This is a genomic window from Pseudomonas sp. Irchel 3H7, assembly GCF_900187605.1.
Taxonomy (GTDB): Bacteria; Pseudomonadota; Gammaproteobacteria; order Pseudomonadales; family Pseudomonadaceae; genus Aquipseudomonas.
In genome coordinates, this window is the sequence record NZ_FYEA01000003.1 from 34864 (window position 1) to 50554 (window position 15691).

General features: G+C 53.3%; 15 protein-coding genes. 7 read left to right on the plus strand and 8 right to left on the minus strand.

Translation table 11 applies throughout. The features are described from left to right. Window positions 1-17: 17 nt before the first annotated feature. Entirely contained in the window at window positions 18-1973 is a 1956-nt protein-coding gene (acs, locus tag CKW38_RS06230; protein ID WP_007912698.1) for an acetate--CoA ligase, read from the minus strand. 464 nt (window positions 1974-2437) lie between these two features. On the opposite strand from acs, the gene CKW38_RS06235 reads away from it, so the two are divergent. After that, window positions 2438-2698, plus strand: coding sequence for a DUF2790 domain-containing protein (locus tag CKW38_RS06235; protein WP_007912695.1), 261 nt, complete (start codon window positions 2438-2440; stop codon window positions 2696-2698). A 562-nt stretch (window positions 2699-3260) separates the two neighbouring features. Further along, entirely contained in the window at window positions 3261-4511 is a 1251-nt protein-coding gene (locus CKW38_RS06240) for a ribonucleotide-diphosphate reductase subunit beta (protein ID WP_047599662.1), read from the plus strand. A 101-nt stretch (window positions 4512-4612) separates the two neighbouring features. On the opposite strand, the gene CKW38_RS06245 is transcribed toward CKW38_RS06240, so the two are convergent. The 3 genes from CKW38_RS06245 to CKW38_RS29535 form a co-directional block, all read right to left on the minus strand. Continuing rightward, window positions 4613-5551: an RES family NAD+ phosphorylase gene (locus CKW38_RS06245; RefSeq protein ID WP_176472300.1), complete on the minus strand. Its 939-nt coding sequence runs from the start codon at window positions 5549-5551 to the stop codon at window positions 4613-4615. Between the two features lie 101 nt (window positions 5552-5652). Then, window positions 5653-6567, minus strand: coding sequence for a sce7725 family protein (locus CKW38_RS06250; protein WP_095112217.1), 915 nt, complete (start codon window positions 6565-6567; stop codon window positions 5653-5655). An 11-nt stretch (window positions 6568-6578) separates the two neighbouring features. Next, window positions 6579-7415, minus strand: a complete 837-nt coding sequence (locus CKW38_RS29535; RefSeq protein ID WP_141232654.1) for a sce7726 family protein — start codon at window positions 7413-7415, stop codon at window positions 6579-6581. A 448-nt stretch (window positions 7416-7863) separates the two neighbouring features. Between CKW38_RS29535 and CKW38_RS06260 the strand changes: the two genes are divergently transcribed. The 3 genes from CKW38_RS06260 (at window position 7864) to CKW38_RS06270 (ending at window position 10400) form a co-directional block, all read left to right on the plus strand. Then, entirely contained in the window at window positions 7864-8397 is a 534-nt protein-coding gene (locus CKW38_RS06260; protein WP_095112219.1) for a Bro-N domain-containing protein, read from the plus strand. Window positions 8398-8510: 113 nt separating this feature from the next. Further along, a complete protein-coding gene (locus tag CKW38_RS06265) occupies window positions 8511-9227 on the plus strand; it encodes an HNH endonuclease signature motif containing protein (protein WP_095112220.1) in 717 nt (238 codons plus the stop codon). Window positions 9228-9413: 186 nt separating this feature from the next. Further along, window positions 9414-10400, plus strand: coding sequence for a hypothetical protein (locus CKW38_RS06270; protein ID WP_095112221.1), 987 nt, complete (start codon window positions 9414-9416; stop codon window positions 10398-10400). A gap of 3 nt (window positions 10401-10403) precedes the next feature. On the opposite strand, the gene CKW38_RS06275 is transcribed toward CKW38_RS06270, so the two are convergent. The 3 genes from CKW38_RS06275 to CKW38_RS06285 form a co-directional block, all read right to left on the minus strand. Next, window positions 10404-11552 carry a hypothetical protein gene (locus tag CKW38_RS06275; RefSeq protein WP_095112222.1) on the minus strand — a complete coding sequence of 383 codons (1149 nt, stop codon included), beginning with the start codon at window positions 11550-11552 and terminating at the stop codon, window positions 10404-10406. 132 nt (window positions 11553-11684) lie between these two features. Next, window positions 11685-12359: a hypothetical protein gene (locus CKW38_RS06280; protein ID WP_095112223.1), complete on the minus strand. Its 675-nt coding sequence runs from the start codon at window positions 12357-12359 to the stop codon at window positions 11685-11687. A 77-nt stretch (window positions 12360-12436) separates the two neighbouring features. Continuing rightward, window positions 12437-13252 (minus strand): sulfite exporter TauE/SafE family protein, encoded by an 816-nt coding sequence (locus CKW38_RS06285; protein ID WP_095112224.1) that lies wholly within the window; start codon window positions 13250-13252, stop codon window positions 12437-12439. A gap of 112 nt (window positions 13253-13364) precedes the next feature. Here CKW38_RS06285 and CKW38_RS06290 point away from each other — a divergent pair, with 112 nt between their 5' ends. Together CKW38_RS06290 and CKW38_RS06295 are read left to right on the plus strand one after the other, a co-directional pair. Beyond that, a complete protein-coding gene (locus CKW38_RS06290; RefSeq protein WP_095112225.1) occupies window positions 13365-14132 on the plus strand; it encodes a helix-turn-helix transcriptional regulator in 768 nt (255 codons plus the stop codon). A 93-nt stretch (window positions 14133-14225) separates the two neighbouring features. After that, the gene (locus CKW38_RS06295; RefSeq protein WP_095112226.1) at window positions 14226-14543 is read left to right on the plus strand and encodes a hypothetical protein; all 318 of its coding nucleotides are present in this window, start codon (window positions 14226-14228) and stop codon (window positions 14541-14543) included. A gap of 36 nt (window positions 14544-14579) precedes the next feature. Here the strand turns inward: CKW38_RS06295 and CKW38_RS06300 are convergent, their stop codons facing one another. Next, window positions 14580-15635, minus strand: a complete 1056-nt coding sequence (locus tag CKW38_RS06300; RefSeq protein ID WP_095112227.1) for an MBL fold metallo-hydrolase — start codon at window positions 15633-15635, stop codon at window positions 14580-14582. Between the last annotated feature and the right edge of the window lie 56 nt (window positions 15636-15691).

Sequence of the window (15691 nt, forward strand, 5' to 3'; positions counted from 1 at the left end):
TCCTATGCTTCTAACGCTTAAGCAACATTCATGGTCTTGTGCGTATCAATCAAATGCTGCACCACACCCGGATCTGCCAAGGTCGAGATATCCCCCAACCCGTCATATTCCGCCGTGGCAATCTTGCGCAGAATCCGGCGCATGATCTTGCCCGAACGCGTCTTCGGCAGCCCCGGCGCCCACTGAATCACATCCGGCGAAGCAATCGGCCCAATCTCCTTGCGCACCCAGTTCTTCAGCTCCAGACGCAACTGCTCGGTCGGCTCCTCGCCATTTTTCAACGTGACATAGACATAAATGCCCTGCCCCTTGATGTCATGCGGCACACCGACCACCGCTGCTTCAGCGACTTTCGGATGCGCAACCATCGCGCTCTCGATCTCCGCCGTGCCCATACGGTGACCCGACACGTTGAGCACGTCATCGACACGCCCGGTGATCCAGTAGTAACCATCGGCATCACGGCGCGCACCGTCACCGGTGAAGTACATGCCACGGAACGTCTTGAAGTAGGTATCAACGAAACGATCGTGATCGCCGTACAGCGTGCGCGCCTGACCTGGCCACGAATCGAGAATCACCAGATTGCCTTCAGCCTCACCCTCGATAATGTTACCGAGGTTGTCGACCAGCGCCGGCACCACACCAAAGAACGGACGTGCCGCCGAACCCGGCTTCAGCGCGTGAGCACCCGGCAACGGGCTCATCATGTTGCCGCCGGTTTCGGTCTGCCACCAGGTATCGACGATCGGGCAACGCGACTTGCCGACATTCTTGTAGTACCAGTCCCACGCTTCCGGGTTGATCGGCTCGCCAACCGAACCAAGCAGACGCAGACTGCTGCCATCAGCGCCCTCAACCGCAGCCTGACCCGAGGCCATCATCGCGCGAATCGCGGTCGGTGCGGTGTAGAGGATGTTGACCTTGTGCTTGTCGACGATCTTCGCCACCCGGGTGATGTCCGGATAGTTCGGCACGCCTTCGAACAACAGCGTAGTCGCGCCATTGGCCAGCGGGCCGTAGACGATGTAGCTGTGGCCGGTGACCCAGCCGACGTCGGCGGTGCACCAGTAGACTTCGCCCGGACGGTAGTCGAACACGCGCTCGTGGGTCATCGCCGCGTACAGCAGATAACCGCCCGTGGTGTGTTGCACGCCCTTCGGCTTGCCGGTCGAGCCGGAGGTATAAAGGATGAACAGCGCTTCTTCCGCGCCCATCTCTTTTGGCGCACAAACGGTGCCCGCCACTTTCATCAGGTCTTCGTACCAGATGTCGCGATGCTGGTTCCACTTGATGTCGCCACCGGTGCGCTTGCAGACGATGACTTTCTGGATGCTGCTGGTTTCCGGATTGGTCAGCGCGTCGTCGACGTTGGCCTTGAGGGAAATTTTCTTGCCGGCGCGGATGCCTTCGTCAGCGGTGATCACCACTTTCGATTTGCAGTCGATGATGCGACCGGCCAGGGCTTCCGGCGAGAAACCGCCGAACACCACCGAGTGAATCGCGCCGATCCGGGTGCAGGCCAGCATGGCGACCACGGCTTCGGGAATCATCGGCATATAAATGGTCACCACGTCGCCGCGGTGTACGTCCTGACCACGCAGGGCGTTGGCCAGTTTGCACACTTGTTCGTGCAGTTCGCGGTAGGTGATGTTGCGGCTCTCGGAAGGATCGTCACCTTCCCAGATGATCGCGACTTGATCGCCGCGCTCGGCCAAATGACGGTCGAGGCAGTTGTAGGAAACGTTCAGGGTGCCGTCGGCAAACCATTTGATGTCGACATGGTGATCGTCGAACGACGTCTGTTTCACCGTGGTGAAAGGTTTGATCCAGTCGAGACGCTTGGCTTGCTCGCGCCAGAAGCCGTCAGGGTTGACGACCGACTGCTGGTACATGGCTTTGTAGGTCGCCTCGTCAGTCAGCGTGTTAGCCAGAACCTCGGGACGAACGGGATACAGAGAAGCCGCACTCATCTTTCCTACCTCGGTGTAATAGTTGTTTTTGTATGACCCTGTTGTAACGGGGCGGGGGCCATAGAACCATTCGACGATGGTAGTAACAAGCCCCTACAAATCCTCCACCTACCCCGTTTGCAAGCCAGACACCAACCTCTAAAACACCCCCAAACCCTGTGGGAGCTGGCTTGCCAGCGATTCAGACAACTCGGCCCCACAGACAAAACACCCGGTTATCAACCCCCATCTCAAGGGATTGTTACCAAATCTGCCAAAGGTGTTTATCAAAACCCGCTCTGTTTACCCCCGCCCCATCTCCCTAAAATTCACCTCGCCGACAAGGCAAACGCGATTAACAACGTTACAGCCCCCACGAAGGCCGTTAATCCAGCTCTCAAGTAATAACCGCAAACGATGAAGTTCCACACGCAACCCTAAAAAGGTTGCGTGACCCCACTCGACCTCAAAAAGGTAAATCTGAAATGAAAGCTTTATTGGTTCTGGCCCTCAGCAGTCTGTGCGCAACCGCCATGGCAGATGAGGTTCCGACTGATGTCGCGCAGCAACAACCGGTTATCGAGGAATACACTTACTCCACGCACCTGGACATCGCCAAAGTTGTTTCCATGAGCGAAGTTCCGAATGTCTGCGAAGTGGTTCCGGCCAAAATGGAATACGACGACTCCAAAGGTCAGCGTCACATCCTGCGTTACAGCATCATGGGCAACGGCTGCACCAATTGATGATTTGAGACTGCACCGAATTGGATCTCTCAGCGCTTCATTGAGGGTCGATTCCAGCCCGACTTCGGTCGGGCTCAGTTGTGTCTGGAGTCGTTGAAAAGGGTTGCAAAACACAAGATATAGTGAAAAACGCGGTTTTTTGCTCATTTCTTGAGCAACCAAAGCCCGACGAAAAAATTAATCAAAAAAAATTCTCACCGACCAACATCCGCGAAAGCCCTGTAAACCCTCGCTCCGACTGAAATACCCCTCCTGATCGACCGCCCTGTGCTGATTCACCTCCCCCACGCGCGTGTTTTTTTCCCTATAATGCCGCCCTAATCGGGTCAGCAATATTCCCTTACAGGAATCAAAGCCATTCTGAAGCCCCGCAGTCGCGTTCAACGTGATCTGCGCCCGTCAGAGGCTCTCGGAAACCCGTACAAAATTCTGTTTTATTGCCTGCCTTAGCTGCTGCAAAAAACGATTCCTTAAGATCCAACGCGGTCTGTACGACCGTGTGAAAAACCAACCAATCAGGTTTCACACGGGCGACAGGCCCTCACGCAGGAGACGACACGTCATGCTGAGCTGGGACGAATTCGACAAAGAAGACAGTGAAGTAGCAGCAGTGAAAGGCGCCAACGCCGGCCACGCTACTGAAGCCAACATGGACCGCCTCGACAACGCCGGCGGCGCCGCAGCGCTGGAAGCCCGCGCCGTGACCGCCGACGACTCCGCCGCTGTCGCCCGCGCCAAGGCTGCACTGAACTCCCTCGACGTCGCCGAAGGCCTCGCCGAACTCGAAGGCGCCTCCGCCCGTGTCGCCGTTGACGAAAAGCGCATGATCAACTGCCGCGCCGACCTCAACCAACTCGTGCCATTCAAGTACGACTGGGCCTGGCAGAAGTACCTGGACGGTTGCGCAAACCACTGGATGCCGCAAGAAGTCAACATGACCGCCGACATCGCCCTCTGGAAAAACCCGGAAGGCCTGACCGACGACGAGCGCCGCATCGTCATGCGCAACCTCGGCTTCTTCTCCACCGCCGACTCCCTGGTTGCCAACAACCTGGTACTGGCCGTGTACCGCCTGATCACCAACCCGGAATGCCGCCAGTACATCCTGCGCCAGGCTTTCGAAGAAGCGATCCACACCCACGCCTACCAGTACTGCATCGAATCGCTGGCCATGGATGAAGGCGAAATCTTCAACATGTACCACGAGATCCCATCGGTCGCTAAAAAAGCCGCTTGGGGCCTGAAGTACACCCGTTCGATCTCCGATCCGAAGTTCGAAACCGGCACCCCGGACACCGACAAAGAGTTGCTGCGCAACCTGATCGCCTACTACTGCGTTCTGGAAGGCATCTTCTTCTACTGCGGCTTCACCCAAATCCTCTCCATGGGCCGCCGCAACAAAATGACCGGCGTCGCCGAGCAGTTCCAATACATCCTGCGCGACGAATCCATGCACCTGAACTTCGGCATCGACGTGATCAACCAGATCAAAATCGAAAACCCACACCTGTGGGATGCCGAAATGAAGGAAGAAGCGACCCAGATGATTCTGCAGGGTACGCAGCTGGAGATCGAATACGCACGTGACACCATGCCTCGCGGCGTACTGGGCATGAACGCGGCGATGATGGAGGACTACCTGAAGTTCATCGCTAACCGTCGTTTGAGCCAGATTGGTTTGAAGGAAGAGTATCCAGGGACGACTAACCCGTTCCCTTGGATGAGCGAGATCATGGACTTGAAGAAAGAGAAGAATTTCTTTGAGACACGGGTTATTGAGTATCAGACTGGTGGTGCGTTGAGCTGGGATTGATTACTCTGCATAACCCAATATAAAAAAGCCCCGAAATATCGGGGCTTTTTTTATATCGGCAACTTTATGAATCACACAATCATATAACTAATGATTAGTAATCACACAGGATCAGCTAAAAAATCATGGCGAGTACTAACTACTTGCCCCCGATAGGGCTCCTTAGCTAAGAATTTATCACTATCAAATATGACGTAATTTCGGCCTTGCCCAAAAGAACTATTAAAGACAATGCCATCATAGTTTGCAACCGACTTAACGAACTCACACATATACTGAGTCGGTATGTACTCTATATGAGACTTGTCAGGCAATATTGGCTTGGACAGTTCCAATGAGAAACGCTCCAACAAATCTAAAAAACACAGAACATCCTGCATTTGCTGCTCTTCAAATTTTAATACTGAAGAGTCACATCTAGGATCAGTAAGGCTAAGAAGATTTAAATCCCGAACAGCCACAAATTCAGATACATATATAGAGCTAGCGTTATTCGGCCTAACCTCTGCAACACAAGTTTCTAAATTTTGCGCGAGGTATAAATAGGGTATTCCAATTGGGTTGGCTCGCCCCCCAGAAGCCACCATCGGAGGCGGGGCTCCCATTTTTTCAGCGGTTAGAGCGCTTTCAGATATTCTAGCTCTGTAAAGTAGCTCCCCCCTTTCGAAAGGAGCCTTTAACTGCTCAAGCAGCGCCAGAAAAACTCCAAAGCTTGAGTTGCTTGACGACGGGTTCAGTACCTGAGAAATCAATGCACTACGGGGAAAAAACCTATTCTTATGTTTCAGTTCTTCCTTGAAGCTCAACCATTGACTAGAGTACAAAGAGACATCAAACTTAAATACATACTTTAAATCTGCGATCTCTTCTCCAAAAATTTCACGCACCAGCCTTTGAGCGTCTTTGACAACTGCAGGATTAAGCAAACCAAATTGATTGTAAAGCAGCGACGTTAGATCCTCACCACCTTCAGAAACTTCCAGGCCGTACAAAATCAACTCAACCGAAGAAAACAGAGTATCGGAGCTAATCGTGGGCACTCTAACTGCACCACAAAACGAGCAGTTCGCAACCTCCCCCCTTGACGCCATCTCAATCAAAACTGAATCATTAAAGCAATGAATACAGCACTTCGCCATTTTCAATGCCCCTGTATATAATCACACGTAGTTTCGATATGATGTTTTATTGAGATTTTTTTTACGCTGCCCAAACCGGGGAAATGCCTTGAATTTTGGAGAGAGAAGAATTCATCTAGACCAGACGTCCTAACAAACTTTCCTGGATTAGCGGAAACGTATTGAACAAGTTTGTTCAACGCATCCATAAACTTCCCTCCGGGGTTGGTAGGTGTGCGATCGTCATAGGAAGAAAAATGCCGAACGTGCATTGCGTCATACTCATCTCGATTTACATATGACAAATGCACCGCCACAACATATGCCGGACCACCCGACTCAGAGTAATCCTCACTAAGAATAGTGAAATCACCAAACCCTACAGCATTTTCGATATTTCGATACTCAGTATGCAGCCCCGAAAACAGAGAATCATCCGCATAATCAGAGTTTTTAACCTCTTTCTTGAAGAAATCACCATATACGACTTTATTACGAAGTTGTGAAAACGCGACCGCGTTAACTCTGGCTTGGTTCACAAGAGTAAATATAGACGCATTGACCACATCAACCAGAGCTCTATCAATACTACTTTCCAGATATACAGCAGCGCGACCTTCGAACGACTGAAAAAGCCTAATTGCAGCGAGATCCTGAGGATTTTTTATTTTCACACACGGCAAATATTGCCCATACTCAGTCTCTAAAAGCTGACTAATCGAAATTTCACCTCCGAGATAGTCGCCTAACGAAGGATTAATCACGACCAGTGGTACTATTCCATTTTCAGCGAGCTTCTTTATCGTCCTTTTCAAAGGAGCAATATTTTCCCTCACAGGCTCAATAACAGGCTTTATATATCGAGAGTCGATCACCTCTGAAAGCTCACGCAACGCAATCAACTCATTTTGCTTACCCTTTAATATTGGAAAATACATCAAACATCCCTTTAAATTGGAGAGTGAAGCACCCTCATGAGGTTATTTTTTTTAGCGCTTGATAACTTCAAGCTCAGGCTAGCCATTAACAATGTTCGTGGTAGGGCGAGCGAAAAATCCGGATTCTTTCGCCGCGACTCCTTTAAAGTCTTGCAAAAAAGGGATCTCAGCAACGCCGCGTCTGCCCTCTTAAAAACAGACTCACACCAACTAAAAACCTCTGTATTTGAAAGCCCCTTCGGAGCATCTTCAATCTGGCAAGCAATTGAAAAATACTCTGAACGGCGTAACGATCTAACCAAAACCTCAGGATCAATTTTACTACTAACAATTCTCGCACTACGCACTTCCGACAGAGTATTTCTACCGGTAAGAACTATAACCCCGACATTATCAGCGACATTGCTCAGCGCATATTCCCTGTGACCTTCAGCAACAACTACAAACGTCTTATCAAAAATCTTTGCATATGCCTCAAGCTGATCATTCAATCTGGAAAAATTATCTAGATCAGTTTTTATTTCATAACAAGTACTATTGCCGTTCAAAACAACACAATCAGCCTTATTACTACCTACTCTAAACTCGGATAGCAGAGTGGCAGTAGAAAGCCTATGACGACCAATAACTATTTTATTAGCCACAACATTCTTAAAAAAATACTCGAACCTATAATTTCTACTGAGATCCTTGTAGCAAACATCGTAAACCTCGGCAGGAGTAAAGCCCTTAGACAAAAAATCGGTGTAAGAGTGCGCAACATTAATAATATGCTCGACATTCCCACTAGCAAGTTCTTCCACATTACTGGTTGAAAAGATCTTACTTAGCTCTCGATAATTTCTCATTTCTATCACTACCTACCGTGTACTGCCAACGCTCGAATTCAGAACTCATGCTAGCAGAGAGCCTCAGGCCAAGCTCTATTTTGAAACACAATAATCGTCAGAGGTTAGCCTTGACCATCCATCCCCCACCCCCTACCCTTTTGTCTGGTGCCTAAGAAACACCTCACACAGCGGACTCACCGCACCCGACAGTCGCGGCTTTTTTGTGCCTACGGTTTCCCCGTGCGCATCAAAAACTCTGTTATGCCGGGAGTGGGCGAATACAAGACCCGAAAGGGGAATATGTCCGGCCCTCTGTGTGGGGTTTCTTAGCTCCCGGCACCCAGCCTTAAGAAAGCTGACATCACACAGAGGTAAATGGATATGCCTAGAAATGTCTCCTTCGGCACGAAGGAAATCAGCTTCAACCTCAATATGATCTACATGCTTCCAGCATTGGAGGTCTGCCATGTCTGAACCTCACAGTTCGACTGTCTTCACTCTGCACAAACTCTCTCTCCACGCCCTCCTTCTTGAAGGCCAGCCATGGTTTTGCGCACGCGATATCGGTCGCTTGATGGGTGTCCATCTCAGTGATCGGATGGTCAGCAAACTGGACAAAGATCAGCATCGTTTTCTGTGGATTGAGTATCACCGACAACCTGAAAAGCAGCTGATGCTCAGTGAGTCAGGCGTGTATGCGTTGTTGGTGTATCACTACGTCCCAGGGAATCGGCTGTTGCGTGAATGGCTGACCCATCAGGTGGTTCCGGCCTTACGCGATGCTGCGTCCTCAAAAAATTCAGATCTACCTATGCTGAGTTTTTTGAAATGGCCTGAGATGTCTGTGAGTCTGTTGCATTGGCAAGATGAAAGCTGGATTCGGCTACGAGATATGCCGTATCTGTTGCAGGGTCAGACACAGCAGCGAGCGACTGCCCCGAAGTCTTGGTGGCGGAAGGCTGCAGAGGTATTTCAGTCGTCGAAGCATCTGATGAGTTAGTGCTACTTGTGAGATCACTTGCGAGAACTGTCGCAAATCTATGTAGGAATTTTCCTAGACAGCCATGATGGCCACTCAGTATCGTCCGAGGGTTTTCAACCCTCGGCGATTTTATGAGCGACAAGAAAAAAGACACTGACTGGACTGTTGCTGAGATTGAGGCAGCGGTTGACACCTATCTCAGAATGCTTGATTTAGAACTCGCGGGTCACAAATTCAACAAGGCACATGAGAATCGCGAACTACGCGCATCAGCCTTGTCGACTCGTACAAAAGGCTCTGTCGAATTCCGAATGCAGAACATTTCCAAAGTCCTGATGACGATGGATCGGAAACCCATTAAGGGTTACAAACCGGCGAAAAACGTTGGTTCGAATGTTGAGCAGTTAATTCGAACAGCTCTCACAAATCGCGGCTTCCAGCCGGGCGACCCTGCTATTCCGACAGCCGACGAAGAAACACTAGAGCGTCGCGCTGCTGCAATTCAGAAGAAGCACATAAAAGAGCCGCCGAAAGGCATAAAGAAACCAAAGAAAGCGTCGAGTACTCGCACGGTTTACGTTCGCGATCCCGAGGTTAGAGCCTGGGTTCGAAATGAAGCTGAGGGGCATTGCGAAGGCTGTGGCGACCCGGCTCCGTTTCAAATGCATGATCTGCCATTTCTAGAAGTCCACCATGTCAAACCACTTGCAGATAAGGGTTCGGATCAAGTCTCGAACGCTGTAGCACTTTGTCCGAATTGCCATCGTCGTTGTCACCATTCGAATGATCGCGTGGCGTTTACAGCTTCGCTTTATAAAAGGGTGAAAAGGCTGATTCCAGAGGAGTAAAACTCTGTGACTAGCGGGAGTTTTTGCTGCTGAGTGGGTGTCTGGATTCGGTAATGAGTTGATACCAACAATTCGCCAGCAGGCTGGCTCCCACAAATCCCGCATCATCCTGAAAAACAATCAGTGCAACCCGCGCCGCCTCCCGCTATTAATACCCCTCCCCCACTCAAGGATCCGAGCCCCACCATGAAATTCGATCTCGCCTACTGCCTCAGCCTCGACGACAAGTTGTCGATCTATGACGTTCGCGATCTCAATTTCGATGAGACGGTTGCCTTCGACTCCGCGAAGGAACACTTCCAGTGCCCCAACGATGCCTGTCGTTCGGCGTTCGAGGCGTCCAATGAGTTGGGTACGTTCAACGCCAAGAACGTGAATTACGTGCGCACGCCGCACTTTAAGAATCTGCCCACTACGCAGCATGTGGCAGGTTGTCCGTATGTGAGTTTGAAGGCTTCAGCGTCTGGCGTTGAGACGGCGGATGGCGAGGTGGATGAGGGGCGTGAGGAACACTTCCCATCAGAGTTGCTGCTGACCCGGCGCGAGTATGTGCGCAAGCCTGTCGCGCCAGCGGGGGCGGCGGATGTGTTGCGCGATGATCCGGTGCGGGCGGCGGCGGAGAGTGGTAAAGAGTCGTCGGGGCGTGAGTCGGCGCCGGACAAGACCAGTGTGTTTGCGCATCCGGTAGAGTGTTTTGTTTCCAACTTCGCGGACAAGGAGTTGCTCAAGCGAATGCCGTTGAAGGTCGGCGAGCATTCGGCGCCGTACAGTTCGTTCTTCAAGAAGATTGAGTATCTGACGGACAACAAGGGGCTGATTTACTGGGGGCGGATCAAGAAGATCGAGGATTTTCACAGTGCCAGTTTTCGTATCGATTTCGAGGACAAGGTCTGGTTCAAGAAGCCCGAGGACAGTAAGAAGAAGCCGTATCCGGTCAGCGTTTATCTGAACAAGAAGCTGATCGACAACTACCGCAAGCGCAAGGCGTTTCTGGAGGAGATCAAGCACGCGGTGGATAGCGACAAGGCGTTGTTCTGTTTCTTCTATGGGGTGACGCCGGAGTTGAAGCAGGTGCCCGGCAAGAAGAACCCCGAAAAGCCTTTCGAGGTCTTCAATGCCAATATCGAGAACCTGGATCACTTTATTATTCGTGAGGCGCCGGGGCTGGAATGATGGTTAGCCTTGGGGTAGTTGCAGGTTGACGGCGCCGGGGTGTTGTTTGACGAGTGAGTACGGCAGGATCGACCACTCTGGTTCATCGCAACCACGTTGTACGCGCGGAAAGTACGGTCCCAGGTAAATGCCTTTGGCGGTGAAGTGCCAATTTAAAACGCTCCAAACATTTTCATCGGTGTAATCGCAGCTGTCCTCATCACCATCGGCTGGTTTTTTCATTTCGTTGGGATACAGCGTTGTGAATTGTTTGATCAGCCACGGCGTCAACACATCGCTCTGACTGCTCACGTTTTTTCCAGCCGAGGTATTCTCGCGCTCACCAACCCACAACACGTCTTGCAGCTTCATGTCTTGGCCCGTGTGAACATTGAGGTTGACGGGGGAGTTACTGACATCGGGGTGCGCGCCACCACAGTCATACCCGGTATTGATGTTCAGACTGACCACGTCCGGCGACAGGAACGTGGGCGCGACACTCTGATACTGCTCGGCATTTTCGCCACCCTGCAGCATGCAGGCGTGGTAGCTAATGACCTCTCGCCAAAGTCGCTCAAGCAATAGCTGATTGATGCGTAGTTGATCTTGCGCCGGGTAGCCGGACGCGACGCTGAACAACGAAATTTTCGATTCCGGTTCGACCCACCACTGCAGGTTATAACCCATGAAGCTTTCTGTTTTCGCGGGCTTGAGCTTGAGTCCCTGTAAACGCAGATACTCGTAGGGTTCGCTATTCGGCAGTGTGGCAAAGAAAGGCAAAGTCGTTGATGTCGGCGCTGGAAGTTTGGCTTCGGCCAAGTTCACCGACAACTTCTTGCCCTGCGGACTTTGCCACTCGCCTTGCCAGCCTTCGGCAATGGGTTTCAGCTTCAGCGTCGGCAGCGGCTTGTCGTCGCCGTAGCGATTATTACCTTCGGTCAGGGTTAGTGTGCTGCCCTGCAATGCGCCGCTGAGAGGCAAATCGCGATGATATTTCTCGTAGAAATACCGCCCAGTCACTTCATCCGGCTGTGTGGTATTAAGCTCCACGACAATCGGCGTCTTACCCAGCGTACCGGTGAATACGCGCCGGCCGTCATCAGCCTGAGCGATAGACAGCATTGAAAACAGCACAGCAGCGCAAGTTGCCAGGCGCATCAGTCCCTTGAGCATTGATCGTTCCTTGAAAGAGGCGGAGGCCGCGCCTGGGGTTTGCACGCCGGCCCGGCGAATGTCGGGGCGGATTATGGCGAGGCAAAGCCAGAGAATCGAGTGCAACCGTACATTTCGGCTGCACTTGGGCGCTTAATGAAAAGCCCTGATCTCTCGCCATGCCTCCAGGCGTCGCTTCAAAGCACTTTCGATACCCGCCTCATCAACAGCGCAATATTCACGCAACCAGTGAGCGACCATTTCAACATTCGGCCAGTAGGTATCTTTCTGACCTTTGCTGCTTCTGGGCGTGTCATTCATCGCGGCATCGAAACCAATCTCTTCACGCTCACTCTGTGGTAAACAGCCCCACTCGGCTGCATTGCCCTGGAAATACCAGGCAATTTCATCAATATGTTTTTGTGCACTGCGATGACTGCGCCGATAAAACTTGTAGTCGCGACAGACTTGATCCATACGCTCCGGCATGATGCCGCCATCGACCCAATCCATAAGACCGTGATTGATCGCATCGCGGATCAATCCTTCGCGCCAACGATCAGCAAACCAGGCAACGAAACCTTCTGTGTCAGCCTTTTGCGCATTGGCGAAGACCATGCAGTAACGGGTTTTCACATGGATAACCAACAAAACATGCTTGCGTTGCACAGTGATCGCATGGACTAGCCACTGCTCTACGGAACTGGAGGCTTCGTCATCTTCGATGGCCGGCGACGGCGGTTTGTTGTCCACCGGCGTAATCTTTTTGCCTTTGTGAACTCGGCTGAAAAACTTACTGGCGGCTTCGGTGCAATTGAAGATCAACATCCTGGTTCTCTGGTTAATGCTGGAGGACAACGCTCGGTCATCGATTTTGATTTCTTCCGCTGTAACCTGGCAATGGTTCATTTAAGCGAAATGCACAGCAGCACAATAATCAGCAACCCGATATAAACCCAGGCATGCACCCGATCCGGAATCCGCCCAATCCATGGCGCGGCCAATCGAATCCCGATGAGCGAGCCAACCGTCAGCACCGCAAACGCCAGCAAATCCACATACCCGACAAACCAAGCGCCCAAGTCAGCCTGACTGAACCCGGCTAACGCCATGTACGTCAGCGTCCCGGCCAATGCCACCGGCACACTCAACGGATTGGCCATAGACGTCGCTTGCGACATGCTCAATCCACAACGGCGCAGCAGCGGCACGGTCATGACGCTGCCTCCTACACCGAGAAACGTCGCGATGGCGCCAATGCCTACACCACCTGCGGAAGTTTCCGTAGCGCCAAGTCGGCGTGGGATGACGTCTGCGTTCTGAGTGAGAAAGCCGCGTCGCAGCAGGCAATCGACAATGGTCACGCCGAGGTAGCCGATGAATGCGTAGCGAATCACGTCGCCGCTGACCCACACCGCCGCTATTGCGCCAACGACCGCACCCATCCCGATAAACCCACCCAACGGCCACAGGTAATGACGGATCAGGTTGCCGGCGCGGCGATGTTTGTCGGTGGCTATCAGGGCGTTGACGATCATCACGCAGGTCGAGGTGGCGACGGCGATGTGCATCGCCGATTGGCCGATCGGGTCGTCGGCGCCGTGGCTGGCGGTGAGCAGGCGATACAGCAGCGGCACCACGACGAAGCCGCCGCCGAAGCCGAACAGCACGGCGGTAATGCCGGTCAGGCAACCGAAGAGGGTCAGCAGTAAATAGAACATGTCGAGGCGTCCGTGTAGGGAGAGCGCTCGACGATAGAGCGGCAGCGCTTGGCCTGCTTCAGCAAGTCAGCCAATAATGTTTGCGTTTACGCCAACCACCGGGAAACGCCTGATGCGCAATGTTTCGATCAATCTGCTGGATGAAACGCCGCGCGCGGTGGTGGCGATCGGTACGGATTATTCCCACGGTCACTTGCTGCCTTTTCATACGCATCGACGGGCGCAGTTGTTGTACGGCGCGACTGGTGTGATGCAGGTCAGCACCCATGACGGCAACTGGGTGGTGCCGCCGCAGCGGGCGGTGTGGATTCCACCGGGGGTGGCGCATGAGGTGTTGATGCTTGGGGTCAGCACTCGCAGCTTGTACATCGAACCCGGTGCGGTGGATTTGGGGGAGCGCTGCCAGGTGATCAGTGTGTCGCCGTTGATGCGGCATTTGTTGATGGAGGCGGTGGAAGTGCCGCTGACCTATGACTTGGGCGGCCGCGACGGTGTGTTGATTGATCTGTTGCTGCATGAATTGACGCGCAGTGCGCCGCTACCGTTGCACATTCCGCTGCCGACTGACGGAAAGCTCCTCTCTCTGTGTCAGAACTTTCTGCATCAGCCGTACGCCCACCAATCGCCACAGCATTGGGCTGACCAATTACACATAAGCTTGCGTACCTTCAACAGACTGTTTCGCCAACAAACCGGGCTGAGCTTCAGACAATGGCGGCAGCAGGCATGCGTGGTCCTGGCGCTGGCGCGCTTGGCCTCGGGTGAAGCGGTGACACGCATCGCCCTGGACTTCGGTTATGAAAGCCCGGCGGCGTTCTCGACGATGTTCCGGCGGATCCTCGGGCAGGCACCGTCCGTCTGGTTGGAGGCGGCGAATTAGCGCAAATCAAAAAATGCGTTTGATCCCGGCCGAAAACAACTGTACAAAAACACAGTACATTTTCAATCAGCACTCTTGAGCCCGGAGCACACCATGGCCTCTCTTGCGATGAACCACATCCTCGAACGCATTGCCCTTTTCCAGTTCACCCCGACGCACTGCGTCCAGGCCCGAGCGATGCTGGGCTGGAGCGTGGACCAGCTATCGCGGGAGGCAGAGGTTTCGGTTGAAGACATTCAACGCTTTGAAGCGCAGCAGGATGTCGCGGATGCGGCGCGACTGGCGTTGGCTTACCGGTTCGAGGCGCAGGGGCTGGTGTTCTTTCCCGGGTTTGCACCGGGGCGTAGTGCGAGTTTTCAGGGTGCGCCATTGGAATCGGCGGGGCGTGGGGATTTTGCGATGGCTGAGTAAGACAATCGCCCCCGAAGGGGCGAACTGGGCGAGCTATCAAGCGCTTTGCACCACACCCTCACTCTCCCCTTCAACCGCCAACCACCACGCCTCCCCGCGTTGCGGTTGAGCGATGTTAAACGCCTCGCCCATCTGCGGCGTGGTAATGGAAATACTGCGTTCCCACGCCAATGCCAGGATCCGGTCGAACGGTTCGTGCCAGGCGTGCATGGCCAGGTCGAAGGTGCCGTTGTGGATCGGGAAGAGCCATCGGCCCTTGAGGTCAATGTGCGCTTGCAGGGTTTCTTCGGGCTGCATGTGTACGTGTGGCCATTCGACGTTGTAGGCGCCGGTTTCCATCAGGGTCAGGTCGAACGGGCCGTATTGTTCGCCGATGCGTTTGAAGCCGTCGAAGTAGCCGCTGTCGCCGCTGAAGAAGATCCGCGTGTCACCGTCGATCATCACCCAGGACGCCCACAGGGAGCTGTTGCCATCGAACAGGCCACGGCCGGAAAAGTGCTGAGACGGTGTGGCGACGAAACGGATGCCGGCAATCTCGGCGCCCTGCCACCAATCGTACTGGCGGACTTTGCTGGCATCGATGCCCCATTTGATCAGGGTGTCGCCGACGCCCAGCGGTGTCAGGAACAGGTTGGTCTTGGCGGCCAGTCTGAGCACGGCCTGGTAATCGAGGTGGTCGTAATGGTTGTGCGACAGGATCACCGCTTCGATCGGCGGCAACTGGTCGATGCTGATCGGGGGCTGGTGGAAGCGTTTCGGCCCGGCCCACTGCACCGGCGATGCGCGCTCGGCGAAGACCGGGTCGGTGATGAAGAATTTGTCGCGCAGCTTCAGCAAAAGGGTCGAGTGACCGAGGCGATAGACGCTGTGATTGGGCGCTGCCAGCAGTTCTTCCCGGGTCAACGCTTGCACCGGGATCGGCGCTGCGGGCCGGGTGTTGCGCGGTTTGTGGAAAATCATGTTCCACATGATCCGCAGCATTTTGCGCACACCTTCGCGTTGCACGGGTGCGTGATTGCGAAACAGCCCCTGATGCTGCCGCGAGGCTTCAGGCGTGGATGTGTGATCCGGGATCGAAACTGGATTGGCCATGACTGAGTGACTCCAGAAAAACCGCGCAATTCGCGGTTTTTCCACGGTGGGACGAT